20 protein-coding genes are annotated in these 26,666 nt (G+C 71.8%); 9 read left to right on the forward strand and 11 right to left on the reverse strand.

All coding sequences use genetic code 11. The features are described 5' to 3' along the window. Nucleotides 1–34: 34 nt before the first annotated feature. Entirely contained in the window at nt 35–2,347 is a 2,313-nt protein-coding gene (locus ABZT74_RS03330; protein ID WP_356433235.1) for a D-alanyl-D-alanine carboxypeptidase, read from the reverse strand. A gap of 1 nt (nt 2,348) precedes the next feature. Between ABZT74_RS03330 and ABZT74_RS03335 the strand changes: the two genes are divergently transcribed. From ABZT74_RS03335 to ABZT74_RS03350, 4 genes are all read left to right on the forward strand, one after another. Further along, complete coding sequence (locus tag ABZT74_RS03335) at nt 2,349–2,897, forward strand: hypothetical protein (RefSeq protein WP_356433237.1); 549 nt, start codon at nt 2,349–2,351, stop codon at nt 2,895–2,897. A 217-nt stretch (nt 2,898–3,114) separates the two neighbouring features. Next, on the forward strand, nt 3,115–3,870 hold the full coding sequence (locus ABZT74_RS03340) for a GPP34 family phosphoprotein (RefSeq protein WP_355883470.1): 756 nt from the start codon (nt 3,115–3,117) through the stop codon (nt 3,868–3,870). A 425-nt stretch (nt 3,871–4,295) separates the two neighbouring features. Beyond that, nucleotides 4,296–5,153, forward strand: a complete 858-nt coding sequence (locus ABZT74_RS03345; protein ID WP_355883467.1) for a helix-turn-helix transcriptional regulator — start codon at nt 4,296–4,298, stop codon at nt 5,151–5,153. Between the two features lie 304 nt (nt 5,154–5,457). After that, nucleotides 5,458–5,667, forward strand: a complete 210-nt coding sequence (locus ABZT74_RS03350; RefSeq protein WP_164371720.1) for a DUF397 domain-containing protein — start codon at nt 5,458–5,460, stop codon at nt 5,665–5,667. Between the two features lie 121 nt (nt 5,668–5,788). Here the strand turns inward: ABZT74_RS03350 and ABZT74_RS03355 are convergent, their stop codons facing one another. Further along, complete coding sequence (locus tag ABZT74_RS03355) at nt 5,789–6,628, reverse strand: hypothetical protein (protein ID WP_356433239.1); 840 nt, start codon at nt 6,626–6,628, stop codon at nt 5,789–5,791. Nucleotides 6,629–6,734: 106 nt separating this feature from the next. On the opposite strand from ABZT74_RS03355, the gene ABZT74_RS03360 reads away from it, so the two are divergent. Continuing rightward, nucleotides 6,735–7,520 (forward strand): SDR family oxidoreductase, encoded by a 786-nt coding sequence (locus ABZT74_RS03360; RefSeq protein WP_355883460.1) that lies wholly within the window; start codon nt 6,735–6,737, stop codon nt 7,518–7,520. A 380-nt stretch (nt 7,521–7,900) separates the two neighbouring features. Then, the gene (locus ABZT74_RS03365) at nt 7,901–9,478 is read left to right on the forward strand and encodes a sodium:solute symporter family protein (RefSeq protein WP_356166997.1); all 1,578 of its coding nucleotides are present in this window, start codon (nt 7,901–7,903) and stop codon (nt 9,476–9,478) included. A gap of 16 nt (nt 9,479–9,494) precedes the next feature. Here the strand turns inward: ABZT74_RS03365 and ABZT74_RS03370 are convergent, their stop codons facing one another. Then, nucleotides 9,495–10,610, reverse strand: a complete 1,116-nt coding sequence (locus ABZT74_RS03370) for an ADP-ribosylglycohydrolase family protein (RefSeq protein ID WP_356167000.1) — start codon at nt 10,608–10,610, stop codon at nt 9,495–9,497. A 266-nt stretch (nt 10,611–10,876) separates the two neighbouring features. Here ABZT74_RS03370 and ABZT74_RS03375 point away from each other — a divergent pair, with 266 nt between their 5' ends. Beyond that, entirely contained in the window at nt 10,877–11,686 is an 810-nt protein-coding gene (locus ABZT74_RS03375; protein WP_356433383.1) for a helix-turn-helix transcriptional regulator, read from the forward strand. Continuing rightward, a complete protein-coding gene (locus tag ABZT74_RS03380) occupies nt 11,683–11,901 on the forward strand; it encodes a DUF397 domain-containing protein (RefSeq protein WP_356167002.1) in 219 nt (72 codons plus the stop codon). The genes ABZT74_RS03375 and ABZT74_RS03380 overlap by 4 nt, the downstream gene beginning before the upstream one ends. Nucleotides 11,902–11,904: 3 nt before the next feature. On the opposite strand, the gene ABZT74_RS03385 is transcribed toward ABZT74_RS03380, so the two are convergent. Both ABZT74_RS03385 and ABZT74_RS03390 read right to left on the reverse strand, forming a co-directional pair. Beyond that, nucleotides 11,905–14,298, reverse strand: coding sequence for a tetratricopeptide repeat protein (locus ABZT74_RS03385; protein WP_356433241.1), 2,394 nt, complete (start codon nt 14,296–14,298; stop codon nt 11,905–11,907). A 284-nt stretch (nt 14,299–14,582) separates the two neighbouring features. Beyond that, the gene (locus ABZT74_RS03390; protein WP_356433243.1) at nt 14,583–17,177 is read right to left on the reverse strand and encodes a bifunctional FO biosynthesis protein CofGH; all 2,595 of its coding nucleotides are present in this window, start codon (nt 17,175–17,177) and stop codon (nt 14,583–14,585) included. A gap of 198 nt (nt 17,178–17,375) precedes the next feature. Between ABZT74_RS03390 and ABZT74_RS03395 the strand changes: the two genes are divergently transcribed. Beyond that, on the forward strand, nt 17,376–18,917 hold the full coding sequence (locus tag ABZT74_RS03395) for a CehA/McbA family metallohydrolase (protein WP_356433245.1): 1,542 nt from the start codon (nt 17,376–17,378) through the stop codon (nt 18,915–18,917). Nucleotides 18,918–19,011: 94 nt separating this feature from the next. Here the strand turns inward: ABZT74_RS03395 and ABZT74_RS03400 are convergent, their stop codons facing one another. The 6 genes from ABZT74_RS03400 to ABZT74_RS03425 form a co-directional block, all read right to left on the reverse strand. Further along, entirely contained in the window at nt 19,012–20,481 is a 1,470-nt protein-coding gene (locus ABZT74_RS03400) for an aldehyde dehydrogenase family protein (protein ID WP_356433247.1), read from the reverse strand. Beyond that, nucleotides 20,478–22,208: a D-aminoacylase gene (locus ABZT74_RS03405; RefSeq protein WP_356433249.1), complete on the reverse strand. Its 1,731-nt coding sequence runs from the start codon at nt 22,206–22,208 to the stop codon at nt 20,478–20,480. Before ABZT74_RS03405 ends, ABZT74_RS03400 begins: the two co-directional genes overlap by 4 nt. Nucleotides 22,209–22,222: 14 nt before the next feature. Further along, complete coding sequence (locus ABZT74_RS03410; protein ID WP_355880174.1) at nt 22,223–23,341, reverse strand: LLM class flavin-dependent oxidoreductase; 1,119 nt, start codon at nt 23,339–23,341, stop codon at nt 22,223–22,225. A 98-nt stretch (nt 23,342–23,439) separates the two neighbouring features. Next, nucleotides 23,440–24,216, reverse strand: a complete 777-nt coding sequence (locus ABZT74_RS03415) for an SDR family NAD(P)-dependent oxidoreductase (protein WP_355880171.1) — start codon at nt 24,214–24,216, stop codon at nt 23,440–23,442. A 10-nt stretch (nt 24,217–24,226) separates the two neighbouring features. Then, nucleotides 24,227–25,168: a TIGR03619 family F420-dependent LLM class oxidoreductase gene (locus ABZT74_RS03420; RefSeq protein WP_356433251.1), complete on the reverse strand. Its 942-nt coding sequence runs from the start codon at nt 25,166–25,168 to the stop codon at nt 24,227–24,229. A 111-nt stretch (nt 25,169–25,279) separates the two neighbouring features. After that, a complete protein-coding gene (locus tag ABZT74_RS03425) occupies nt 25,280–26,539 on the reverse strand; it encodes an amidohydrolase family protein (RefSeq protein ID WP_355880165.1) in 1,260 nt (419 codons plus the stop codon). Nucleotides 26,540–26,666 lie beyond the last annotated feature (127 nt).

Raw genomic sequence — 26,666 nt, forward strand, 5'->3', positions numbered from 1 at the left:
GTCCGTGGACACGTCGTCGGCGACCCCGGTCGGCTCAGCCGACGCGGGTCAGCTTCGCGCCGAGACCGGGCTCGGCGAGGTCCGACTGCAGCGCGACCGGAATCTTGACGGAGCGGCTCGATCCGTCGCCGACCGTCAGCCGCCCGACGACCGTGCCGGCCTTGCCGGTGTGCGGGACCGCGGTGTCGCCCGCGCCGATCGACAGGTGGGTCTTGAGACCGGGCCAGCCGACCGCCGTCATGTTCCTGGTGGCGACGACCGGGGTCCGGCCGCCGAGCTGGTCGTCCACGTAACCGACGACCTGGCCCTTCTTCACCACGGTGGCGGTGGTCAGGCTCTTCTGGACCTTGTCGATCAGCTTCTGGCTGTTGGTGAGCGCCAGGTGCAGGCTGTCCCAGACCTTGCCGGTGCCGGCGTTCTGGTTCATCACCGCGCCGTAGATCGTCTGCGTCTTGCCGTCGACGTTCTTCGTCGCGGCCCACACCAGGTTGCCGCCGGCCGGCGTCGAGGAGCCGGTCTTCAGGCCGATCACGCCGACCTGCTGCACCAGCAGGTCGTTGTTGTTGTAGATCGTGTTGTCCAGCCCCGGGATGTCCGCCTTGGCCATTCCGACGACACTGCGGAACACGTCGTTCTGCATGACCTTCCTGGCCAGCTTGATCTGGTCGACGGCCGTGCTGACCGTGGTCTTCTGCAGACCGCTCGGGTCCGTGTACGTCGAGTTCGTCATGCCGAGGTCCTTGGCGGCGGCGTTCATCTTGGCGACGAAGCTCTTGCTGTCGGAGTCCCAGCGGGCCAGCAGCCGCGCCACGTTGTTGCCGGAGGGGATCATCAGCATCTGGAGCATCTGGCGCTCCGTGAACTGCTGGCCCTTCGACATAGCCGCAGTCGACTCGTCGGGCAGCTTCGACTCGTCCTCCGCCTGCTGGTCGACGGTGATCTTCTCGCCGTCCTCGTTCCCCTTCAGCGGGTGCTCCTGGAGGATCACGTACGCCGTCATGATCTTGGCGACGCTCGCCACGGGAGCGGGGGTCTGCTTGCCGTCGGTGCCGAGGCTGCCGACACCGTCGACCTCGATCGCGGACTGACCCTGGCCGGGCCAGGGCAGGTCGAGGGTGCCGCCGTCGAAGGTGTAGGTCTCGTCGGCGGTGAGCGCGAGGGCCGGCGTCGGCAGCGGACGGAAGGCCTGTGCGACCGCAAAGATCACCACGAGCAGCAGGACCAGCGGCGTCCAGATCTTGACCCGCCGCACGATCGTGCGGACCGGCGTCTGCGGGGGCGGCGGGGTGTTGGTCAGCTCGGCGAGCAGGTCCAGCGGGGGCTTCGGCGGAAGCGGCTGCTGCGTGGTGCGCTCGGGCCCGACCTGCGGGACGACCGCGGTGGCCGAGGCCGGCCTGTCGGCACCCGCCGGGGCGGCCGGCGGCTTCGGGCGCGCCGGGGCGGCGGCCTCGTCGAGCGACTTGAGGGCGACGAACCGGCTGGTGCGCTCGGCGTCGGCGACGGGCTTGGCCGCCGGTTCCTCCGCGGGCAGGTCGGCGGCGGCCTTGTCGCCGGTCTTGTCGCCCGTCTTCCCGTCGGCCTTCCCGTCGGCCTTCTTGGCGCTCGGGCGCCGGGCGGCGTCGCCCAGCTTGAGCATGGTCGTGGGCTGGTCCACCGCCGGCCGCGGCGCCTTGAAGACGGCGGTCGCCCGGTCGACGGGGGGCTCGTCGGCGGGGGCCGCGTCGACGGGGGGCTGCGGGGCGGTGTCGCCGTCGTGGGTGGCGTCCGGGCCGGCGTCGCCGGGAGCGGCTCCAGGGGCGCCCTCAGGCGCGTCCTCGGGGGCGTCCTCGGGTGCCGGGGCCGCATCCCGTACGGACGCGGCGCGGGAGCTGTCCTCGGGCTCGGCGTCCTCGGCGTCCGTGGCGTCCGTGGCGTTCTCGGACTCGGGCTTCGCGTCCTCGGGGCCGGGCTTCGCGTCCTCGGGGCCGGCGTCGGACACGGCGGACTCGGGTGCGGCATCCTCGGGCTCGGACGGCGCGGAGGCGGGTGCCGTGTCCGGCGTGGCGGCGTCCTCGGGTTCGGGCTCGTCCGTGCCGGACGTCTCGCCGGAGGCGGTGTCAGGCTCCGGGTCCGTGCGCCGCTCGTCGGCGGCGGGTACGGCGTCGGCGGTGGTGTCCGTCGTGGCGTCCGGCTCGGACACCGCGCCGGAGGCGGCGGACGCGCCCGAGCCCTTCCCGGCGTCGTCGTCGGCTTCGGCCTCGCCGCTGTCGGCGCTCTCCGCGGCCGCGGAGTCCCCGCCGTCGGCCTCGGTCTCGTCGGCCGCCGGGGCGGCGTCGGAGCGGTCGGCACGGTCCGTACGGTCCGTCACCGTGACGCCGCTCGCGGCACCGTCACCGGCCCCGGACGCGCCCGGGGAGGCCGGAGCCTCGCCCGACCCCGAGACCCACGCGGCGACCGCCGCACGCAGCCGGGTGTCGCCCTCGGCTCCCGCCTCGGCGGCGTCCGTACCCGCCGCGGACTCCGCGGCCGGCCCGGACCCCGGAGTGCGCGAGGCATCCGTGGCCGTGGCCGTAGCCGTGGACTCTGTCGTGGCCGACGCCGCCGGCTCCGCCGCACGGAGGGTGTCCGCCGACAGGGCCTTCGTGGAGAAGACCGCCGTCGCCTGGTCCACCCGGACCGTGGCGGCCCGCTCGCGGGCCATCGCCATGCGCGGATCGGCCGGAGCCGCGCCCGGTGCCGACGACGGCGCGGCGGCCCCCGGCGACGCCGAGGACGCCGTCGACGACGGATCGCCCGACCGCGCCGGACCCGGAACCGGCGCCGGGGTCACCGGCGTCGCTTCTGCCGACGACGCCGACGACTCGTTCTGCTTCGACCTGTCGGGGGACTCGCCCGCCACCGATGCCTCCTCCATGTGACGCACGCCCTCCGCGCGCCGAACCGAACCGTCAAACCCTTTACCCGCGGCCCGGACATCGCTGTCCGAACCATGTACCAGTGTCCTGTGTGAGGGATTGACCCCTGCGGTAGACGAGAACGACATACCTACTGGTTCCACTACATTCCGGTCACGCACCCTCGACAGACCAATGTGAGAGGGGTCACCCTGTCATTCATCCACGCGGGGAGGCATGGATGGGCAGGAGCCGCAGAACAATTCCGGAGGAGCTTCTGTTGCTGGCGTTGGACCCGACCACGGGTACCACCGCGCAGCCGCAGTCGCTCGACCTCGGTCTGGCCGGAGCGCAGCTAGTAGAGCTGGCGCTGGCCGGACGGATAGCCCCAGACGGGGATCGTATCGCCGTGGTGCAGCCACGGCCGACTGGAGATCCAACACTGGACTGTGCGTTGGAACTGCTTCGCCGACGCGGAGCACCCGTACGCGCGGTCAACTGGATTGGCGGGCCCCGGCTGGGGCTGCGCCAGACCTATCTCTCGCATCTGGAGAGGTGCGGCATGGTTCATGCCGTGGCCGGCCAGATGTGCGGGGTGCTTCCGACGACTCGCTATCAGGCGACGGACACGGAAATCAGCCGGGAGATCAGGGTCCGGCTGGACAACGCGATCCGCACCGGCGTCCCGCCGGACCCGCGGACCGCGGCGCTCGCCGCGCTGGCCCATGCGGTCGGACTCGGCAAGCACCTGTATCCGGGTAACGAGGGACGTTCGTCCCGCTCCCGGCTGCGGGACCTGATCAGGCACGACCCCATGGGCGGACTCGTGGCACACGCCGTGATGGACGTTCAGAACGGTGTGGCCGCACAGCCGCGCCGCAGCCCGGCACCGGCAGGCCGTCCGGCCACCGCCGGAGTCAGGTCCGCACCGGAGACCGCGCGCGGTGTTCCGATGCAACCGCGTCACGGGTCGATGGCGCGCGCCGTGGTCCACTGAGCCGCAGTCCCACGGCAGACCGAACGACTCGCACCACCCGCAGCACCAGCACCGCCGCAGGACATCAGCGCCGCACCGCAGTCCCCATGATCCGGTTCGGGAGCCGCTGGCTCGCGCGGGGCGACAGGACCGTACGTCCGGACGACGACACGGTTTTGCCGCCCCGCGCGGCCGCATTCCGCGGCGGGTCCGGCGGTCGGCTCCGGGGCCGGACCGCGCGACCGAACAGGGCGAGCGGACCGGGCGTCGCGACCGTCGGTCACGCGCCAAGGGCCCGCGCGTGGACGCGGATACCCGCCGAAACCCCGAATGTGCGCGTACCCAGCGCATATCCGCTGTTTCCCAGCGGTAGAAAGCACCTTGGTGGCAATCTGCTCAACAGCAGATACGCAAAGTAGAGCCCCGCAGCCGGAGGTGCACGTCCCGTGGCGTCAAGTGTCAATCCCACCGTCCGACGACGCCGGCTGGGCCAGGAGCTGCGCCGGCTCCGCGAGCTCAAGGGCATGACGGCCGAAGAGGTCGCCGAGCGACTGCTGGTCTCGCAGTCGAAGATCAGCCGCCTGGAGAACGGGCGGCGCAGCATCAGCCAGCGGGACGTCCGCGATCTGTGCGGGGTCTACGAGGTCGAGGACCACCGGATCGTCGACTCGCTCATGCAAATGGCCAAGGACTCGCGCCAGCAGGGCTGGTGGCACTCCTTCGGCGACATCCCGTACAGCGTCTACATCGGTCTGGAGACCGACGCGGCGAGTCTGCGCGTGTACGACCCCCAGGTCGTCCCCGGCCTGCTCCAGACCCGGCCGTACGCCGAGGCCCTGATCGCGGGAGCCCTGCCGGAGACCGCGGCCGCCGACATCGACAAGCGCGTCCAGGTCCGCCTCAAGAGGCAGGAACGAATCTCCGCTCCGGACAACCCGCTGCGCCTGTGGACCGTGCTCGACGAGGCCGCCCTGCGCCGTGCCGTCGGCAACCGCTCCCTCATGCGCGAGCAGCTGGAGTACCTCGTCGAGCAGTCCCAACTGCCGCACGTCACCGTGCAGGTGATCCCCTTCGAGATGGGCGCCCACCCGGGCCTCAACGGCCAGTACGCGATCCTGGAGTTCCCCGACGCGGCGGACTCCAGCGTCGTCTACATCGAGGGCGTGACGAGCGACCTGTACCTGGAGAAGGCGAACGACGTCCAGAAGTACAGCGTGATGTACGAGCACCTGCGGGCCCAGGCCCTGAACGTGGAGCAGTCGCGTCAGTTCATCGCGGACCTCGCCAAGGACTACGCGCGCTGAGGCGTGCCCGAGAGGAACCGGGGCGGGCCGAAGGGGACATGTGAAGGCCCCTCGCGGAGAAGGTGCCGGACCCTACACCTTCGGCACCTGAACATGGAAGACCCCACTGGAATATGCCATCCAGTCGAGTGAATAGTCGCTTCGCCAACCGATGTTGGCGAGTAGCGTCGATCACGCCACCGAATGAACAACGTTGGCGCAAACCGAGCTGCGGATTCCGTACCGGATCCGCAACCCGGTGACAGCGCGTCGATGGCGTCGAAGGCGGCAACTCACCGAAGAACGACTGCTTTCTGGAGCGATCATGGCAATTCAGCAGGGTGCCACCGACACGTGGACCAAGTCTTCCTACTCCACCGGCAACGGCGCCTGCGTCGAGGTCAAGTCCCCGGTTCTCACGGCGATGGCCGTGCGCGACTCCAAGGTTCCCGCCGGCCCCACGCTGGCCTTTCCCGCGGACGCGTGGAACACCTTCGTGGCCGAGGTCGGCCGAGGAGCCTCCGACCTCGTCTGACCCCACATGACCCGACACAACTTCATACGTTCCACCGACAGAGCCCTCTCGACCGGCCCGCCGTCCTGGCCGAGGGGGCACCCTCTTTTTTGGGCTCGGTTCGCCTCCGGTTGCCGTCGGTTCAGCGGAGCTCGTCCACGTAGCGGTCCGTTCCCGGGACCGTGGGGATGAAGGGGGCCAGCAACTCCAGCCGACCCAGGCTCGATTCGGCCAGCGCCTCCTCCAGGCCCGTGAAGTGCTCCTCCCAGCAGTCCCGGGGGTCCGCCTCCAGGAACCACAGCAGGGTGAGCCGGGTGTCCACGCCCTCCACCTGCTTCACGTACGTCATCCGGTCGCCGGGCAGCGGGGTCGGCCGGAAGACGGTCACCAGGGCCGCGGGCGAGCCCGCCAGTCGCTTCGGCAGATGGCGGGAGCGCAGCCATTCCAGCAACTCCGCCCGCTGCTCCGCTGACTCGGCGTCGACGACCTCCAGCACGAGCCCCGCGTAGGGGTGGTCGAGGGCGTGGAAGTCCCGGGGCCCGGCGGCTCCGTCCCGGTAGACCGTGGCCTCGTGGTCCTGGAAGGCCGTGAAGACGTGCGTACGGTCCTGGTAGACGCGGCCGTCCCGGTTCAGCCGCCGGTTGATGCCGACGGTCCACTTCATGTGGTCGTCGTAGCGGCCGTCGGTGACCCAGTACGTGGACAGGTAGCAGCCGGCGGTGACCGGCTGCGCGACCGCCGACTTCTCGGGGCCGCGCAGCAGTTGGAGGTCGCGGGTCGCCACCCAGCGGCGCCCGGCGTACATCCAGGGCATGGCCATCGCGCCCGCGTAGTAGTGGTCGTCCTCGTACCAGCGGTTGTAGGCGTACTCGTGGCCCGGGTGCGGTTCGACCAGGGTGATCAGGGCGTGGCCCGGGCGGACGCCGTACGGGCCGAGGGCGGCCAGTTCCGCGTAGGTGTCACTGCGGGTCTCCTCCGACATGACGGTCCCCTTCCTCGGCGGAGCGTGCGCGGGGCTTCCTTCCTCCGCCGGACGCACATACTCTGACGCTCCGTCAGACAATTTGCCAGAGTCGGGGAGGCCCCGGATGTCACTGCTGACCGGCAGGACCGTCGTGGTGTCGGGCGTCGGAGCGGGACTCGGCCACCAGGTCGCGGCGGCCGTGGTGCGCGACGGGGGGAACGCGGTGCTCGGCGCGCGCACGGAGGCGAACCTGGCGAAGTCCGCGGCCGAACTCGACCCGGAGGGCGCTCACACGGCGTACCGGGCGACGGACATCACCGACGAGGGGCAGTGCGAGGCGCTGGCCGCGCTCGCGGTGGAGCGGTTCGGCAGGATCGACGCGGTCGTCCATGTCGCCGCCTGGGACAGCTACTTCGGCGGCCTGGAGGACGCGGACTTCGCGACCTGGCAGTCGGTCATCGACGTGAACCTGCTCGGCACGCTGCGGATGACCCGCGCCTGCCTGCCCGCGCTGAAGGAGCGCGGCGGTTCGGTGGTCGTCATCGGCACGCAGTCGTCCGTCGCCGCGCCGAGCCAGGTGCGGCAGGCGGCGTACGCGGCCTCCAAGGGCGCGCTGACGAGTGCGATGTACTCCATGGCCCGGGAGCTCGGCCCGCACCGGATCCGGGTCAACACCGTGCTGCCCGGCTGGATGTGGGGCCCGCCCGTCGAGGCGTACGTACAGTTCACGGCCTACACGGAGCAGGTCCCCGAGGCGGACGTGCTGCGCCGCCTCACCGAGCGGATGGCGCTGCCGGAGCTGGCCACGGACGGGGACGTCGCGGACGCCGCGGTGTTCCTGGCGTGCGACCGGGCGCGGGCGATCACGGGGCAGTCGCTGCTCGTGAACGCCGGCGAACTGATGCGGTAGGCAGTACGGCCCGAGTGGCCCCCTCTCCCAGGCGCACGGGACCCGCATCCCGTACGGCTGTCGACGCGTCGTTGCTCTGTGGGTCTGGCGAAGTGCCCGCTCATCGTGTGTTCCACGTCACGAGCACGACAACAGCCAGACGGGTAAAGTAGAGGCAAAATCGTTCTGCTTTCTGATCTGCGTTCATATCTGTGACCGCGCGAGGTCTTGACCGGCCGGTCGGACCAGCGGTTCAATCCCCCAAGTCCCCGCTCCCGCACGGGGCCCCGCCCCTCCGTCGAACGCCCGGCTCCGCCCGGGCGTGGAGGGACCTCCATGTGTACTGGCGAAGTGCCGTCCGGTATCTGCAGGTTCACAAGGCGGACCCCTGGAGGGGGCACATGAACGGTCTCGACTGGGCCGTCCTGGTCGCGTATTTCGGTGTCATGACCGCGATCGGCATCTGGTCCCACAAGCGCGTGGACGACGTCAGCGACTTCTTCACCGCGGGCGGCAAGATGCCGTGGTGGCTGTCCGGCATCTCGCACCACATGTCGGGCTACAGCGCGGTGATGTTCACCGGGTACGCCGGCATCGCGTACACCTACGGCATCACCTCGTACGTCACCTGGGCACTGCCCATCGCCATCGGTGTCGCCATCGGCGCCAAGGCCTTCGCGCCCCGGCTCAACCGGCTGCGCTCACGCCTGCACGTCGCCTCACCGCTCGAGTACCTCAAGGACCGCTACAACGTGCAGACCCAGCAGGCGCTGGCGTGGTCCGGCATCCTGCTCAAGATCGTGGACGTCGGCGCGAAGTGGGCGGCCATCGCCACCCTGCTCAGCGTCTTCACCGGCGTCACGCTCACCCAGGGCATCCTCATCACCGGCGGCATCACGGCGGTGTACTGCACCATCGGCGGTCTCTGGGCCGACGCGCTGACCGAACTCGGCCAGTTCATCATCCAGTTGATGGCCGGTATCGCGATGCTGATCATCGCGCTGAACAAGATCTCCGACCAGGGTGGCCTGTCCAAGGCGCTGGACTCGCCGAAGCTGCACGGTCACGCGGACGGGTTCGCGGGCCCGTACATGACGGTGTTCTTCATCGCGTACCTGTTCATCAAGCTGTTCGAGTACAACGGCGGCATGTGGAACCAGGCGCAGCGCTACATGGCCACCGGCAGCGCCAAGCAGGCCACGCGGTCCGCGTTCCTGTCCGCCGGACTGTGGTTCGTGTGGCCGGTCATCCTGTTCATCCCGATGTGGCTGTCGCCGCTCCTGGTGACGGCGCAGAAGCCGGACGGCTCGGACGCGTACGGCCTGATGGCCGACCAGTTGCTGCCGCACGGGCTGTTGGGCCTGGTCGTCGTCGGGTTCTTCTCGCACACGATGGCCATGTGCTCCTCGGACGCGAACGCCATCGCGGCCGTCTTCACGCGGGACGTGGTGCCGGCGTTCTCGCGTGCGGCACGCGCCTGGGACACCCGCACGGGGCTGATCGCGGGCCGTGTCACCACGGTCGCCTTCCTCGGCTTCTCCATGGCGGTGGCCACCCAGGTCAACTCCCCGACGTTCAAGGACATCATCACCGTCGTCATCAAGTGGGTGGCGGGTCTGATGGGGCCGATCGCGATCCCGTTCATCCTGGGGCTGCTCCGGCCGTTCCGTAAGTCGGGCCCGACAGCGGCGCTGACGAGCTGGGCGTGCGGTCTGCTCGCCTTCTTCTTCGTCAACTACAACCTGGACTTCTCCCAGCGCACCGACGTGAAGCTGGAGTACCAGGTCGCCCTCCCGATGGTCATCTCCCTCGTCCTCTACATCGTCATCGGCTTCGTGAAGCCCGAGGACACCCCGGAGCGGGACGCGATCATCGAGTTGATCAACACGGACCCCGACGGGACCTCGTCCGCCGAGGCGACGGTTCCGGCTCCGGCCGGGGCGGCCGACGACGTGGTGGGGGCGCCGGTGAAGGACTAGGACCGGCGCGGCCCGCTCAGCCCCGCGGGTACCGGGCGAGCCAGCCCGGGGACGAGCCCGCGGGGCCGTGCAGGGCGGGGCCCTGCGTCATCTCCATGGCGAAGTCGTCCGCGAGGACCAGCAGCGAGGGACGGCCCTCCAGTTCGGCCAGCCAGGCCGGCGGGAGGGCCGTCTCGCCGTGCAGGGCACCCAGCAGGCCGCCGGTGAGCGCGGCGGTGGCCGCGGAGGGCCCGCCGTGGTTCACGGCGAGGCACAGCCCGTGCCGGACGTCGTCGCCGACCAGGACGCAGTACACGGCTGCGGCCAGCAGCCCTTCGGCCGCTCCGTCCCCGGCGAGTTCCTCGACCCGGCCCGGCGACGGCATGCCCTGCCGTACGGCGCCCAGGGCGTGCTGGAGCGCGTCGGTGACCTGCTGCTGCCCCGGGCGGCCCGCGAGCAGCGCGAGGGCCTGCTGCACGGCCGCGTCGAGGCTCTCGCCGCGGGCGAGCGCGTGCACGACGACGGCGTACGCGCCCGCCGACAGGTAGGCCGCGGGGTGCCCGTGGGTCTGCGCGGCGCACTCGACGGCGAGCTGCATCACGAGCTGCGGCTCCCAGCCGACGAGCAGCCCGAAGGGCGCGGAGCGGGCGGCGGCCTCCGGGCCGGACTCACCGGGGTTCTTGGGTGCGTCCAGCGTGCCCATGATGTCGTCGCCGAGGCCCAGCAGACAGGCCCTGGCCGGGTCGCGGCGGGCGTAGAGCCACTCCTCGCGGGCCAGCCAGCCGTCGTCCTTGCGGCGCTCGTCGGGCCCCCAGTCGCTCTGGGTGGCCGCCCAGCGGCGGTAGGCGCGGTGCACGTCGGTCGGCGGGTGCCAGGCGCCGGTGTCCCGGCGGACCTGCGCGCGGATCAGACCGTCGACGCTGAACAGCGTGAGCTGGGTGAGGTGGGTGACGGCGCCCCGTCTGCCGTACGCCGGGGCCAGGTCGAGAAGCCCCTCCGCGCCGTGCGCCTCCCGGATCTCCTCCAGGGTCAGCGCGTCGACCGGCGCGCCCAGGGCGTCGCCGACGGCCGCGCCGAGCAGCGTCCCGCGGACGCGGCTGCGGAAGTCCTGCTGTTCCGCCCGTCCCCAGACGGCACCGGCTGTCGCACCCACCGAGACCTCCCCAGGCACCGTCCCTATGTCCGACAGCTCAGCACTGTAATCGAACGGGAACGGTCGGTTGTCGTTCCGGATCCAGATGCGGGACGTGATGCGAGTGGTAGGAAGCGGTCACGTATGGACGGCGCGGGAGACATCCGCACTCTCGTCACTCTGCGTGGCCACTTCTGGCTAGCCTGAACGGTGTTGAGGACGGTATGGGCGATACAGCCGATACGGCCGGTACGGGCGACGCGGCCGAAGGGGGCGGGATGGGCGAGGTGGAGGACGAGGAGGCCGCGGCCGTACTCAGGGCGGTCGGCCGGCAGATCAAGTCCTGGCGGGAGGCGGCCGGTCTGCGCCAGGCCGAGTTCGGCGCGGCCATCGGATACGGCGAGGAGATGGTCTCGTCGGTGGAGCGGGGTCGCCGGGCGCCGAAGCCCGAGTTCCTGGACAAGGCCGACGACGTGCTCGGCGCCGCCGGGAAGATCTCCGCGATGCGCAGGGACGTGGAGGAGGCGCGCTACCCGAAGAAGGTCCGGGACCTGGCCAAGCTGGAGGAGGCCTCGGTCGAGCTGGGGGCGTATGCCAACCACTACCTCCACGGGCTGCTCCAGACTCCCGACTACGCGAGGGCCTTGTTCACCATGCGGCGGCCGTCCTACACGGAGGACGAGATCGACCGCCACGTCAGCGCCCGCATCTCGCGCCAAGGCATCTTCGAACGCCTGCCTCGCCCGACGCTCACCTTTGTCCAGGAAGAGGTGACGCTACGGCGGCCCATCGGAGGGAGGATGGTGCTCCGTCAGCAGCTCGAACACCTCCTGGAAGTCGGCCGGTTACGACACGTCGAGATCCAGGTGATGCCGACGGACCGTGACGACCACGCGGGCATGGGAGGTCCGATCCGTCTGCTGAAGCTCCAGGACGGCAACACGGTGGCTCATGAGGAGGGACAGACCTACAACCGCCTGATCAGCGACCCGAAGGAAGTGCAGCCCCTCGACATGCGCTATGGGATCATCCGAGCCCAGGCTCTCTCGCCACGGGAGTCAACGACCCTCATCGAAGAGGCACTTGGAGAGATATGACCTTCGCGCACGCCAGCGATCACGACTCCGCCCTGGAGTGGTTCAAGAGCAGCTACAGCAGTAACGAGGGTCCGGACTGCGTCGAGGTCGCGATCGCCGGCGATACGGTCGGGGCCACCGTCCACGTCCGTGACTCCAAGGACGCGCACCGCGCCCGCCTCACGTTCTCCGACGGCACCTGGTCGGACTTCCTGGCGTTCACCGCCGGGCGCTGAGGCTCACTCCGTCTCGGCGGTCCGGGCCAGGATCGCCGTCCGCCGGCTCAGCGCCCACGCGTACCCGGGCCGCAGGGCGATGGCCCGGTCCAGGTCCGCGAGCGCCTCGGCATGGTGGCCCAGTTCGCTGCGGGACACGGCCCGGCTCGCGTACGCCGACGCGTACTCCGGGTCGAGGGCGACGGCCCGGTCGTACTCGGCCAGCGCCTCCGCGTGCCGTCCCGCGACGCGCAGCGCGTCGCCCCGTTCGCACGCGCCCCACGCCCAGTCGGGCTGGAGGGCCACGGCCCGGTCGAGGTCGGCCATCTGCCGGTCCTCCTCGCCGAGCGCGCGCCACACCCGGGCCCGGCGGGCCAGCGCCCACCCGTACTCGGGCTTCAACTCCACCGCCCGGCCCAGATCGGCGAGGGCCTCGTCGAGTTCGCCGCGGCTCAGCCGGGTGGCGCCGCGGGACGCCCAGGCGAAGTCGCGGGCGGGGTCGAGGGCGATGCCCCGGTCCAGGTCGGCGAGCGCCGCGTCGTAGTCGCCGAGGGCCCGGTGGTACTCGCCCCTGACGGACAGCGCCCGGCCGTCGTCGGGGGCCAGGGCGAGCGCCCGGTCCAGGTCGGCGATCCCGCCCGCGTAGTCCCCCGACTCGGCCCGTGTCATGGCTCTGCCGCGGTAGGCGCGGACCAGCCCGGCATCGAGCGCGAGCGCCCGGTCGTACTCCGCCGTCGCCTGCTCGTACGCCCCGTCGTGCCGCAGGACACTGCCGCGCACCGAGCGCGCGACGGCCTCGACGTCCGGGGCGAACCCGGCACGGTTCAGGAGGAGTTCGAGGGCCGCGGCCGGTCCGCCGTCCTCCAGGGCCCGCCACAGGTCGCTCCCCCAGCGGGCCGGCGCCTCGGCCTCGGCGTCCCGGCCGGCCTCCGCCAGTGCCCGCGCCCACTGCCGGGCGGGCACCTCACCGGCGCCGCAGGCGTGCACGACGTCCCGCAGCACGACCGGCAGCGCCGTCCGGGGCGCGGCGCACAACAGGTGGTACGACTCGGCGAGCCGCAGCTCGCGCCACCCGTCCCGGGTCCACAACTCGTCCTCGTTCTCGCCCGTTTCGGCCTCCTGCCGCCACCGGCCGAAGGTCTCCGCGAGCCTGGTGTGCCGGACGGTCCAGCCGCGCGGCGACCGGAGCCGCTGGGAGCGGAGCATCGGGGCCCGTACGACGTCGTGGTACTGGATGCCGCCGCCGCGCTCGGTGACGAAGGGCAGGCCGCGCAGCCAGTCGTACAGGGCGTCGGCCTCGTCGTCGGGGCGTTCCGCGGCGGCCCGGAAGACGTCGGCGTCCAGCCGCCGGGGGAAGGCGCAGTTGAGGGCGACGGCGCGGCGCACGGGGTCGTGTTCCCACTTGAGGAAGCTGTCGACGGCCGTGGCGCTCGGGTCGCCGACGTCGTCGGGGTCGGCCGGGCGGGCCTCGGCGAGGGTCGAGACGAGGACCGGGAGGCGTCCGGTGAGGCGCAGGATCTCCTCGACGACCGGCTCCGCGACCACGCCCCGGCCGGCGAGCACCTCGCGCGCCTCCTGCTCGGTGAAGGGCAGCAGGGGCATCTCGGCCACCGAGTCCGAGCAGCTTCCCCAGCGGTCGAGGTCCAGCGGGTTCCGGCCCGCCGTCACGACGACCACGTTCCCGGGCATGGCTCCGTGGCGTTCCAGGGCCATCGTCGCGTGCAGCCAGGCGTCGAGGAACGGCCCGGTCCGCTCGTAGGTGTCGAAGAACAGGACCTGGCGGGGGAACCGGGCTGCGGCGCGGGCCAGTTCCTCCAGCAGCACCGGGGTGAGGACCTCCTCGGGCGACATGACGAGCCGTACGTCGTCCCGGCTGCGGAAGTGCGCGCTCAGCCCGGCCCGCATCCGGTCGGCGGCGCCCGCGAGCAGGCCCGGATCGACGGCCCCGGCGAAGGGCCCGACACCGGGGACCATGCCGATGCCCACGAGGCCGGCCCGTGCCAGGGTCATCCCGGCGGCGGAGGGCTCGCCCGGGGCGGCCTCCCGGGTCAGCGAGTCGGCCTCGTGGCGCCGCTCGCGGTACCGGTCCAGCAGCCGTTCCAGGTCCTTCAGGCGGCGTCCCTGGCGGGCGAACCCGGCGCACACCGTCTCCAGCGCCTCGGGCACACTGCCGGTGCTCTCGTCGACGTACGCGGTCAGCGCCCCGGCCTCACGCGCGAGCTGCTCCAGCTCGCGGACGAGAAACGTCTTCCCGACACCCGCGTTGCCGTGCACGTGGAACAGGAACCGGCGCCCGGGATCGCGCACCGGCACGTCGAAGTTCCGTAGGAACGCGGCCCGTTCGGCATCCCGCCCGACGAACGAGAGCCGCCTGCGCTCCTCGATCAGCTCCTGCATCGACGGCTGCGCGCCCACCATGCGTCCCTTCCCTCCCCCGCCGGCCCGCCCGGACCACCTCTCCAGTCTCGCCCAACTCGGAGGCGTGCAGGCGTGATCGGCCGGTTCCGAACGGGCGACGGCCCGCCGGAACGGGTGTTCCGGCGGGCCGTCGTGAGGTCAGTACGCGGGGGTCAGCACACCCTGCACGAGCGGCTACGACTCAGCACAGACAGGGGTCCGTGCCCCACCCCAGACCGTCGGCGTCCCCCAGGGCCCCGGCATACGCCTGCACCTCGTCCATACAGCGCCGAAAGGGTTTTCTGTCACTCCAGGACCGGGAGCAGCTCCGGCAGGTGGCCGTCCGAGGCCGCCGCCGCGCGTTGCCGTTCCTCCGGGACCTCGCCGTAGGTCGTCGTGCGGGGCCTGGCCGGGCGGCCCGCCGCCTCGGCCACCGCGATCAGGTCCTTGACCGATTTGTAGGAGCCGTAACTGGAGCCCGCCATGCGGGAGATGGTCTCCTCCATGAGGGTGCCGCCGAGGTCGTTCGCGCCGGAGCGGAGCATCTCGGCCGCGCCCTCGGTGCCCAGCTTGACCCAGCTGGTCTGGATGTTGGGGATGTGCGGGTGCAGCAGGAGGCGGGCCATCGCCATGACCGCGCGGTTGTCGCGGGTCGTCGGGCCGGGGCGGGCGATGCCGGCGAGGTAGACGGGGGCGTTGGTGTGGATGAAGGGGAGCGTCACGAACTCCGTGAAGCCGCCGGTCTGCTGCTGGATGCGGGAGAGCGTGCGGAAGTGGCCGAGCCAGTGCCGGGGCTGGTCGACATGGCCGTACATCATCGTGGAGGACGAGCGGATGCCGAGTTCGTGGGCCGTGGTGACGACCTCGATCCAGGTCGCCGCGGGCAGCTTGCCCTTCGTCAGGACCCAGCGGACCTCGTCGTCGAGGATCTCGGCGGCGGTGCCGGGGATGGTGTCGAGGCCGGCTTCCTTGGCGGCGGTCAGCCACTCGCGGATGGACAGGCCGGTGCGGGTCGCGCCGTTCACCACCTCCATCGGGGAGAAGGCGTGGACGTGCATGCCGGGGACGCGCTCCTTGACCGCCTTCGCGATGTCGAAGTAGGCGGTGCCGGGCAGGTCCGGGTGGATGCCGCCCTGCATGCACACCTCGACCGCGCCGACGTCCCACGCCTGGGCGGCACGGTCCGCGACCTGGTCCAGGGAGAGCGTGTACGCGTCGGCGTCGGTGCGGCGCTGGGCGAACGCGCAGAAACGGCAGCCGGTGTAGCAGACGTTGGTGAAGTTGATGTTGCGGGTGACGATGTACGTGACGTCGTCGCCGACCGCGGCTTTGCGGACGTCGTCGGCGATCCGGCACAAGGCGTCCAGCGCCGGGCCGTCGGCGTGCAGCAGGGCGAGCGCCTCGTCGTCGGTCAGCTTCGTCGGGTCGTCGGCGGCGGTCGCCAGCGCGGCCCGTACGTCGGTGTCGATGCGGGACGGCACCATGCCGGGGGCCGCGGCCTCCCGCAGGGCCTCCCAGTCGCCGTACACCGCGTCGAAGTCGTCGCGGCGGTCGCCGGTGCGGCCCTCGGTGTCGATGGTGTGGTGCAGGTCGGTGCGCCCGGAGGACGTGAAGGCCTCCTCGGGCTCCTGCCAGGGGTGGCCCTCGACGACCGCGTCCGGGAGGGCGAGTCCCGTCTCCGGGTCGGCGAGCGCCCGGACGTGCGGAAGCAGCCGGGGATCCAGCCAGGGCTCGCCGCGCTGCACGAACTCGGGGTAGACGCAGAGGCGTTCGCGCAGTTCGAAGCCCGCCTCGGACGACTGCTCGCGCAGCAGCTCGATCTGCGGCCAGGGGCGTTCGGGGTTGACGTGGTCGATGGTCAGCGGGGAGACCCCGCCCCAGTCGTCGATGCCCGCGCCGATCAGCCGGCCGTACTCGCTGTCGACGAGGTTGGGCGGCGCCTGGAGGCAGGCGGCCGGGCCCATGATGTGCCGGGCGACGGCGACGGTGGCGATCAGTTCGTCCAGCTCCGCGTCCGGCATCCCGCGCATCGCGGTGTCCGGCTTGGCGCGGAAGTTCTGGATGATCAGTTCCTGGATGCCGTGGTAGGCGCGGGAGATCCGGCGCAGCGCGAACAGGGAGTCGGCGCGCTCCTCGTACGTCTCGCCGATGCCGATGAGCAGTCCGCTGGTGAAGGGGACGGAGGAGCGGCCGGCGTCCTCCAGGACCCGCAGCCGGACGGCGGGCTCCTTGTCCGGGGAGCCGTGGTGGGGGCCGCCGGGCTCGGACCACAGCCGGGTCGCCGTGGTCTCCAGCATCATGCCCATCGAGGGCGCTACGGGCTTGAGCCGCTGGAAGTCGGTCCACGACATGACACCCGGGTTGAGGTGCGGCAGCAGGCCGGTCTCCTCCAGGATGCGGATCGAGATGGCCCGTACGTACGCGATCGTGTCGTCGTACCCGTGCGCGTCCAGCCACTCGCGGGCCTCGGGCCAGCGGTCCTCCGGCTTGTCGCCGAGGGTGATCAGGGCTTCCTTGCAGCCGAGTTCGGCGCCCCGGCGGGCGATGTCGAGGACCTCGTCGGGGGACATGAACATCCCGTGGCCGGCCCGGCGCAGTTTGCCGGGGACGGTGACGAAGGTGCAGTAGTGGCACTTGTCCCGGCACAGCCGGGTGAGCGGGATGAACACGCTCTTGGAGTAGGTGATGACCCCGGTCCGGCCGGCCGCTTCGAGGCCCGCGTCACGCACCCGGGCGGCGGAGGCCGTCAGGTCGTCGAGGTCCGTGCCGCGGGCCTGGAGCAACACCGCGGCCTCGGTCACGTCGAGCGCGACGCCGTCCCTTGCGCGCTTGAGGGCACGCCGCATGGAGTTCGCCGTCGGCCCGGATCCGGGAGTCGCGCCCGTCGCGGAGGTCGTCATCCTTCGAGCATACGATCGCGTTGATCAGGCGTTACAGGGCATGGCCGATTCCGTGCGCGCCGCGCCTCGTTACGAAGGGGCACCGGTGCCGCTCACCTTCCCGTGCCCCGGTGTTCACGGCCCGGCACCAGTCTTGCCGGTGTCACCCCCCTGCCCCAAGATGTCATGTCACTGTCACGCTGATCCCGGGAGCGGCTCATGTGCGAGGACGGCCACGGAAACGGTATGGCACGACGTGCCCTGTTCGTGACGGGAGCGGCCGCGGCCCTTACGTTGGGAAGCGTGACCTTCGCGAGCGGCGCCGACGCGGCCGGCGGATCCGGCACCCCGGCCTCCGGGACCGAGACCCGGACGGTGCGCGGCACCCTGCCCACCGGTTCGCCGGACTTCGTGTACCTGCCGGTCGAAGTCCCGCGCGGGGTGCGGGAGATCAAGGTCGCCTACACCTACGAGAAGCCGTCGGTCCCGGCCGGCACCGCGGGCAACGCCCTGGACATCGGCGTCTTCGACGAGCGCGGCACCGACCTGGGCGGCCGGGGCTTCCGCGGCTGGTCGGGCGGCGCGCGCTCCGAGTTCTTCCTGCGCGGCGACGACGCGACGCCCGGATACATCCCCGGCCCCGTCCGGCCCGGCACCTGGCACATCGCGCTCGGCCCGTACACGGTGGCCCCGCAGGGGCTCACGTACGAGGTCACGGTCACCCTGACGTACGGCGAGCAGGCCGTGACGCCGAAGCCGGTGTACCCGCCCGCCCGGGCCGGGGGCCGCGGCCGCGCCTGGTACCGCGGCGACTGCCATCTGCACTCCTGGTACTCCGACGGCCGCCGCACCCCGGCCGAGATCGCCGCGCTGGCGCGCGCCGCGGGCCTGGACTTCATCAACTCCTCCGACCACAACACCCACTCCTCGCACCCGCACTGGGCCGACCAGGCCGGTGACGACCTGCTGATCCTGCTCGGTGAGGAGATCACCACCCGCAACGGCCACGTCCTCGCCCTCGGCACGGATCCGGGCACCTTCGTCGACTGGCGGTACCGGGCCCGCGACAACCGGTTCGGGAAGTTCGCGCGCCGGGTCCGTGAGGCGGGCGGACTCGTCGTGCCGGCCCACCCGCACGCCACCTGCATCGGCTGCGGCTGGAAGTTCGGCTTCGGGGAGGCGGACGCGGTCGAGGTGTGGAACGGCCCGTACACCCCGGACGACGAGATCGCCCTCGCCGACTGGGACAACATGCTCGTCGCCGCCGTCCGGGGCGGCCACGGCTGGCTCCCCGCGATGGGCAACAGCGACGCCCACCGCGACCCCGACCAGGTCGGCACCCCGCAGACCGTCGTCCTCGCCGACGACCTGACCCGCGAGGCCGTCCAGGCGGGCCTGCGCGCGGGCCGCTCCTACGTCGCCGAGTCGAAACTGGTGTCCCTCGCGTTCACGGCGTCCGGCGGCCGGGGAGAGCACGCGGGTATCGGGGAGCGGCTGAAGGTAGCCGCCGACACCCCGGTCACCGTCCGCGTGGAGGCCACCGGCGCGCCGCGCTGCACGGTCCGCCTCGTCACCGACGAGGGCCTGCTGTTCACCTCCGACCCGCTGCCGGTGTCCGGCTCGGGCACGGTGGAGTGGCGCACGACGGCGGCCTACGCGGCGTACGTGCGCGCGGAACTGCGCCACGAGGCAGCGGCGGGCCCGCTGCCGGGAGCGCTGGCGGCGTTCACGAACCCGATCTTCCTGGGAGAGGCCCGGTAGAGGGCGGACGCCCTCGCCGGCACGGCGGCCGGTGCCGCCGTGCCGGGTGTCGCCGCACCGGGCCGCACCGATGAGGACCGCGGGCCCGGGCCCCTCACCCCGGCCAGACGATCGCCTGGGTCTCGCTGTACGCGTGCAGGGCGTAGGAGCCGACGTCGCGGCCGACGCCGCTCCTCTTGAAGCCGCCGAAGGGCGCCTCCATGTTGCGGCCGACGGTGTTGACGCCGACGCCTCCGGCGCGCAGCCGGCGGGCCACCCGGAAGGCGCGGGCGACGTCGCCGGACCAGACGTAGTCGATCAGGCCGTAGTCCGAGTCGTTGGCGAGGGCGACCGCCTGGTCCTCGTCGTCGAAGGGCACGACGACGACGACCGGACCGAAGATCTCCTCGCGGACCACCCTCATGTCGGGAGTGCAGTCGGCGAGCAGGGTCGGGGCGACGTAGAACCCGGTGTCCAGAGCGGGCCGTTCGCCACCCGCGACCACCCGCGCGCCTTCCTTGCGGCCGAGTTCGACGTAGGCCTCGACCCGGTCGCGGTGGGCCGCCGAGATGACCGGGCCGACGACCGTGGCCCTGTCCCGCGGATCGCCCACCTTCAAGTGGCCCGAGTAGGCGGCCAGTTGCTGCACGAGGAGGTCGTGCACGCCGCGCTGGACCAGGACCCTGGTCGGCGCGGTGCAGATCTGTCCGCTGTAGAAGGAGAAGGTCGTGCCGATGCCCGCGACCGCCGAGGCCAGGTCGGCGTCGTCGAAGACGACCGCGGCGCCCTTGCCGCCCAGCTCCATCAGCTGGCGCTTCATCCCGCGCCCGCACACCTCGGCGATCCGCTGTCCGACCGCGGTGGACCCGGTGAAGCTGACCATGTCGACGTCCGCGGAGTCGACCGCGGCCTCGCCGGACTCGGGGGTGGAGCCGCTCACCACGTTCACCACACCCGGCGGCACCCCCGCCGCCTCCAGCGCCTCGGCCATCCGGAACACCGACAGCGGGTCCTGCGGAGCCGGTTTCACCACCACGGTGTTGCCCATCGCGAGCGCGGGGGCGATCTTGCCGGCCGGGTTGGCCCAGGGGTTGTTGTACGAGGTGATGCAGGTGACCACGCCGACGGGCTGGCGTACCGCGAGCGCGCCCATGACGGCGGCCGCGCCGAACGGCCCCGCCTCGTTGATCTGCGGCGGCAGGGGCTGCTCGACCGGTTCGGGCCGCGCGTAGCGCCGGAACCTGGCCGCCCCGACCCCCACCTGCATGCCGCGAGCCGTCCCGGTGGTGGCGCCGCTCTCGGCCTGGGCGAGTTCGGCGTACGGGACCAGGTGGCGCCCGATGTGGTCCGCGGCGCGGGCGAGGACGGCGCCCCGCTCCTCGGCGGGTGTGCGCGACCATGCCCCGAACGCCTCGCGGGCCGCCGCCGCGGCCGCGTGCACCTGGGCCCGGGACGCCTCGGGGGCGAGCCCGACGACCCGCTCGGTCGCCGGGTCGGTCACCTCGTAGAACCCGTGCTCCGGCGTCACCCAGGAGCCGCCGATGAACAGGCGCTGCTCCGCGGGCCCTGCCCCGTCGCCCGTCACCGGGTGCTCACCGTGCGGGTGTCGCGGCCCGAGCGCAGCACCGTGCCGGGCACGGCACCCGTCACGACGTCGTCCCGGATCGACTCGACGCCGTTGACCCACACGGCCCGTACGCCGATCGCCCGGGAGTCGAGCCGGGGGCTGTCGCCCGGCAGGTCGTGCACGAGGGTGGCCTTGCCCGCGTCGATGCGCTCCGGGTCGAAGAGCACCAGGTCGGCGTGGAAGCCGACCTCGACGCGTCCGCGCTCGCGCAGCCCGAAGAGCCGTGCCGGGTCGTCCGTCAGCATCTTCACCGCCTGCTCCAGGGAGGCGAGCCGGCGTCCGCGCAGACAGTCGCCGAGGAACCGGGTGGTGTACGGGGCCCCGCACATGCGGTCCAGATGGGCGCCCGCGTCGGACCCGCCGAGCAGCACGTCCGGGTGCTGCCAGGTCTCGGCCCGCAGCGCCCAGGAGGCGGGGTCGTTGTCGGTCGGCATCGGCCACAGGACCGTGCGCAGTTCGTCGGCCGCGCAGATCTCCACCAGGCAGGCGAAGGGTTCCTGGCCGCGTTCGGCGGCGATGTCGCGGACCACCCGCCCGGTCAGGCCCTCGTTGGCGGCGCTGTAGGTGTCGCCGATGACGTAGCGGCCGAAGTCGGCGAGCCGCCGGAAGACGCCCGCCTCCTTGCTGTTCGCGCTCCGCAGCATCTCCGCGCGGACCTCCGGGTCGCGGAGCCGCTCGACGCGTTCCGGGACGGGCAGTCCGAGGACCGGCCCCCAGCCGGGGATGAGGTTCAGCGCGCAGAAGGTGCCGAGCGACATGTTCATCGGGGTGAGGATCGGCATGGTGAGCGCGACGACCCGGCCGCCGGACTTGCGGGCGCGCTCACTCGCCTCCAGCTGGCGCGGTACGCGCTCGGGGACGGCGGCGTCGATGGTCAGGACGTTCCAGTTGAGCGGCCGGCCCGCCGCCGCGCTCATCTCCGCGAACAGGTCGATCTCGGCGTCGCTGAACTGGTCGAGACAGCCGGCCACGATGGCCTCGATCTGCGTGCCCTCGTGCTCCCCCACGGCCCTTGCCAGGGCAATGAGTTCCTCCGGGCCCGCGTGCCGGGAGGCGACCGGGCGGCCGTCGCCGTCGGAGTGGGTGGAGGACTGGGTGGTGGACAGGCCCCAGGCTCCGGCGTCCATGGCATGGTGGAACAGGCCGAGCATGGCGTCGAGTTGCTCCGCCGTCGGCTGTCCGCCCACCGCGTCGGGGCCCATCACGTACCGGCGCAGCGCGCAGTGCCCCACCATGAAGCCGGCGTTGACGGCGATCCGGCCTTCCAGCGCGTCGAGGTACTCGCCGAAGCCGTGCCACGTCCAGGGGGCGCCCTCCTCCAGGGCGACCAGGGACATGCCCTCGACCTTGGACATCATGCGGCGGGTGTAGTCGGCGTCCTCGGGACGGTCGGGGTGCAGCGGGGCGAGGGTGAACCCGCAGTTGCCGCCCGCGACCGTGGTGACCCCGTGGTTGAGGGACGGGGTGGCGTAGGGGTCCCAGAAGAGCTGGGCGTCGTAGTGCGTGTGCGGGTCGACGAAGCCGGGGGCGAGGACGAGTCCGTGCGCGTCCTCGCTGGTCCGGGACGGCTCGGTGACCGAGCCGATCACGGCGATGCGGCCGTCCCGGATCCCGACGTCCGCGGTGTGGGCGGGCGCGCCCGTACCGTCCACGACGGTCGCGCCCTTGATCAGGTGGTCGAGCATCGCGGAAGTACCCCCTAGACGGCCTGACGGAACCGCGTCGTGCGGTGCACCGGGTCCGTGTCGATCTTCGGAATGACGTGTTCGCCGATCAGCCGGATCGTCTGGAGGGTCTCCTCCTTGGGGACGCCGACGGGCAGTCCGAAGCTGAGCTGGTCGGCGCCCGCCTGCTCCCAGCGCTTGCACTGGGAGAGCACCTCGCCGGGGTCGCCGCAGATCAACAGCTCCTCCTGGATGAGGAGTTCGACGAACTCGGCGTTGTACTCCGGGAGGGTCTCCGGCCAGACGGGGAAGCCCTCGGGGCGCGGGAAGGTGTCGTGGTAGCGGAAGACGAGGGAGGGCAGGTAGTGCAGCCCGCCGCCGACCGCGATGCGGATCGCCTCGTCGTGGGTGGGGGCGCAGATCGCGGTGGTGGTCACCATCACGTTGTCGTTGACGAAGTCGCCGATGGGCTCGGCGTTCACGACGGCGGTCTTGTACTGCTCCAGGACCCACTCCATGTCGGAGACCTTCTGCACGCTGAAGCCCAGCACGCCGAGACCCTTGCGGGCGGCCATGGAGTACGAGGGCGGCGACCCGGCGGCGTACCACATCGCGGGGTGCGACTTCCCGTACGGCTTCGGCAGGATCTTGCGCGGCGGGAGCTGCCAGTGCTTGCCCTGGAAGCCGACGTACTCGTCCTGGAGCCACATCTTCGGGAACTCCGCGATGGTCTCCTCCCAGATCTCCTTCGTGTAGTTCATGTCGGTGATGCCGGGGAGGAAGCCGAGGATCTCGTGCGAGCCGGCGCCGCGTCCCGACCCGAACTCGAAGCGGTTGCCGGTGAGATGGTCGAGCATGGCGACCTTCTCGGCCACCTTCACCGGGTGGTTGACCTGGGCGAGCGGATTGAAGATGCCCGAGCCGAGGTGGATGCGGTCCGTGGCGTGTGCCAGATAGCCGAGGTAGACGTCGTTGGCCGAGAGGTGCGAGTACTCCTCCAGGAAGTGGTGCTCGGAGGCCCAGGCGTACTTGAAGCCGGACTTGTCCGCCTGGATGACGTACTCGGTCTCCTCCATCAGCGCCTTGTGCTCCGCGAGCGGATCGGTCTCGGCCCGCTTGCCCACATATCCCTGTACAAAGAGCCCGAATTCCAAGGAGGTTCACCGTCCCCATCCCGTTATCTGACGTACCGTCAGATCGTGTGAGCCGACTGTTCCACCGTGCGGATGGACCGTCAATAGCTGATGCGGCGTCAGAGAACGCTGACGCCCGCGAGCCAGCCGCCGTCGACCACGAACGGCTGCCCGGTGATGTACGAGGAGTCCTCGCCCGTCAGGAACAGGGCGAGCCGCGCCACGTCCTCGGGCCGGCCGATCCGGCCGAGCGGCACGAGCTTGCTGTAGAACGCGTCGAGCGCCTGCGAGGCCTCCTCGGTGTCGGCGCCCGGCGAGAGCTGCGCCGGGTTGCTCATGGCCGTGTCGACGGCGCCCGGGCAGACCGCGTTGACGCGGATCCCCTTCTCGGCGAGTTCGAGCGCGGCCACCCGCGTGAGGCCCACGATGGCGTGCTTGGTCGCCGCGTACGCGCCCACGTACGCCATGCCCGTGAGCCCGGTGAAGGACGCCGTGTTCACGATCGTGCCGCCGCCGGCCCCGGCGATCTCGGGCGCGAGGGTCTTGATCCCGAGGAACACCCCGACCTGGTTGACCTGCACGATCTGCATGAACTCGGCCAGCGGGGTGTCGACGAGCGCGTTGAAGCGCAGGATGCCGGCGTTGTTGACCAGCCCGTCGATCCGTCCGTACGCGGCCTTCGCCGAGGCGACCGCCGCCGCCCAGTCCTCCTCCCGGCCCACGTCCAGGTGGACGTAGTGCGCGCCGATCTCCTCGGCGAGCGCCTCCCCCTGCTCGTCGAGCACGTCCGCGACGACGACGCGCGCGCCCTCCGCCACGAAGAGCCGCGCCTCCTGTTCGCCCTGCCCGCGCGCCGCGCCGGTGATCACGACGACGCGCCCGTCCAGCTTGCCCATGACCGACTCCCTAGCTGAGGTGGGGTGCGACGTCCGATCCGAACGCCGCCATCTGGTCGAGGAGTTCGGCGCGGTCCCGGCTGCGGAACCGCACCTGGATCTGGTGCACGCCCATCGCGCCGTACGCCCGCAGCGACTCGGCGAGCGCCTCCGGCGCGCCGTGCAGCGTGCGGCGCCCGACCTCCCAGCCGGGCTCGCCGACGTAGAGGGGTTCGGTGATGGCGCCGACCGTGAGGGGTTCCTCGACGCCCGCCCCCTCGCGCAGCTCCTTCAGCCGGGCGATCTGGCCGGGCAGCCGGTCGCGCGGATCGCCCTGCGGCAGCCAGCCGTCGCCGCGCAGGGCGGCCCGGCGGACGGCGGCGGGCGAGGATCCGCCCACCCACAGCGGCACCCGCTCCTGGGCGGGCCGGGGCCGCTGGCCGAGCCCCTCGAAGTCGTACGTCTTGCCGTGGTGGACGGGGAACTCGTCCGGTCCGAGCGCGGCGCGCAGCGCGTCGATCGTCTCGTCGAGGACGGCTCCGCGGTGGGTGAAGTCCGCCCCGACCGCGGTGAACTCCTCCTCCACGTGACCGGCTCCGACCCCGAGGACGAGACGGCCGCCGGACAGGTGGTCGAGGGTCGCGTACTGCTTGGCGGTCACCAGCGGATGCCGGAGCCCGACGATCGCGACGTGACTGAGCAGCCGGACCCGTTCGGTCACCGCCGCGAGGTGGGCGAGGGTGGCGACCGGGTCGTACCAGACGGTGCTCATGGCGTCCGCGAGCCGGTGCGGGATGGCGACGTGGTCGCAGGCCGCGACGTAGGCGAAGCCGGCGCGGTCGGCGGCCCGGGCGATCTCGACGAGGTCCGCGGGACCGGCGCCCGCCTCCCACGCTTCCGCGTACATGGTGCTCTGCGACTGGACGGGGAGCTGCATCCCGTACGCCAGCCGCCCTTCGGGCAGTACCTGCATGGGCCCGCACCCCTTATCCGACGGTCCGTCACGTGACGGTTGCCGCCATCGTCGTAGCTGACGGTCCGTCAGACAAGGGGTCGGCGGGCACCGGGCCCGCCGAAGGGCGCCTCAGCCGGCCCAGAGTCCTTCGGGGGTGAGCCCGAGGAGGTCGATCGCGTTGCGCCGGACGATCCGGTCGACCACGTCCGCGTCCAGGTGGCCCATCTGTGCCTCGCCGACCTCCCGGGACTTCGGCCAGGTCGAGTCGGAGTGCGGGTAGTCGGTCTCGTAGAGGACGTTCCCGGCGCCGATCGCGTCCAGGTTCCTCAGCCCGAAGGCGTCGTCGAAGAAGCAGCCGTGGACGTGCTCGGCGAAGAGTTCGGACGGCGGCCGGTGGACCTTGTCCGCGACGCCACCCCACCCGCGGTTCTCCTCCCACACCACGTCGGCGCGTTCGAGGATGTAGGGGATCCAGCCGATCTGCCCCTCGGCGTACATCACCTTCAGGTTCGGGAAGCGCTCGAACTTGCCGCTCATCAGCCAGTCGACCATCGAGAAGCAGCAGTTGGCGAAGGTGATGGTGGAGCCGACGGCGGGCGGCGCGTCGGCCGAGGTCGAGGGCATCCTGCTGCTGGAGCCGATGTGCATGGCGATGACCGTGCCCGTCTCGTCGCAGGCGGCGAGGAAGGGGTCCCAGTCGTCGGTGTGCACGGAGGGCAGCCCGAGGTGCGGGGGGATCTCGGAGAACGCGACCGCCCGGACGCCGCGCGCGGCATTGCGCCGCACCTCCTCCGCCGCGAGCCGGGCGTCCCAGAGCGGGACGAGCGTCAGCGGTATCAGGCGCCCCTGGGCCTTCGGCCCGCACCACTCCTCCACCATCCAGTCGTTGTACGCCTTCACCCCGAGAAGGCCCAGTTCGCGGTCGGCCGCCTCGGTGAACGTCTGACCGCAGAAGCGCGGAAACGTGGGGAAACACAGGGCGGACTGGACGTGATTGACGTCCATGTCGGCGAGCCGCTCGGGCACGTCGTAGGAGCCGGGGCGCATCTGCTCGTAGGTGATGATCTCCAGCTTGATCTCGTCGCGGTCGTAGCCGACCGCGGTGTCGAGGCGGGTGAGGGGACGGTGCAGGTCCTCGTAGACCCACCAGTCGCCCACGGGTCCGTCGTCGCCCGGGGCGCCCATGACGGGCGCGAACTTCCCTCCCAGGAACGTCATTTCCTTCAGGGGCGCCCGGACGACGCGCGGCCCCGTGTCCTGGTACTTCGCGGGCAGCCTGTCGCGCCAGACGTGGGGCGGTTCGACCGTGTGGTCGTCCACCGAGATGATCCTCGGAAAGGCGGTCCCGTCGTCCGCCGGGGGGCTCTGCGGGGTTTCCGTGGTCTCCATACCGGCCACGGTAGCGCTGATCTGACGACCCGTCAGCTCCCTGTCGGGGACGCCGTGGACGAAGGCGGCCCGGCGGGTGATCGCGCGCGGAACAGCGCGGATGGCCGCGGGCGGGTGCGGAGGCCGT

Source organism: Streptomyces sp. NPDC005302 (assembly GCF_040607345.1).
GTDB lineage: Bacteria > Actinomycetota > Actinomycetes > Streptomycetales > Streptomycetaceae > Streptomyces.

Coding starts and splice junctions, on each gene's coding strand:
- ABZT74_RS03395 (WP_356433245.1), top strand. CDS start 17,376: ATGTGCGAGGACGGCCACGGAAACGGTATGGCACGACGTGCCCTGTTC.
- ABZT74_RS03390 (WP_356433243.1), bottom strand. CDS start 17,177: ATGACGACCTCCGCGACGGGCGCGACTCCCGGATCCGGGCCGACGGCG.
- ABZT74_RS03415 (WP_355880171.1), bottom strand. CDS start 24,216: ATGGGCAAGCTGGACGGGCGCGTCGTCGTGATCACCGGCGCGGCGCGC.
- ABZT74_RS03385 (WP_356433241.1), bottom strand. CDS start 14,298: ATGGTGGGCGCGCAGCCGTCGATGCAGGAGCTGATCGAGGAGCGCAGG.
- ABZT74_RS03355 (WP_356433239.1), bottom strand. CDS start 6,628: ATGTCGGAGGAGACCCGCAGTGACACCTACGCGGAACTGGCCGCCCTC.
- ABZT74_RS03365 (WP_356166997.1), top strand. CDS start 7,901: ATGAACGGTCTCGACTGGGCCGTCCTGGTCGCGTATTTCGGTGTCATG.
- ABZT74_RS03380 (WP_356167002.1), top strand. CDS start 11,683: ATGACCTTCGCGCACGCCAGCGATCACGACTCCGCCCTGGAGTGGTTC.
- ABZT74_RS03350 (WP_164371720.1), top strand. CDS start 5,458: ATGGCAATTCAGCAGGGTGCCACCGACACGTGGACCAAGTCTTCCTAC.
- ABZT74_RS03360 (WP_355883460.1), top strand. CDS start 6,735: ATGTCACTGCTGACCGGCAGGACCGTCGTGGTGTCGGGCGTCGGAGCG.
- ABZT74_RS03420 (WP_356433251.1), bottom strand. CDS start 25,168: ATGCAGGTACTGCCCGAAGGGCGGCTGGCGTACGGGATGCAGCTCCCC.
- ABZT74_RS03405 (WP_356433249.1), bottom strand. CDS start 22,208: ATGCTCGACCACCTGATCAAGGGCGCGACCGTCGTGGACGGTACGGGC.
- ABZT74_RS03340 (WP_355883470.1), top strand. CDS start 3,115: ATGGGCAGGAGCCGCAGAACAATTCCGGAGGAGCTTCTGTTGCTGGCG.
- ABZT74_RS03425 (WP_355880165.1), bottom strand. CDS start 26,539: ATGGAGACCACGGAAACCCCGCAGAGCCCCCCGGCGGACGACGGGACC.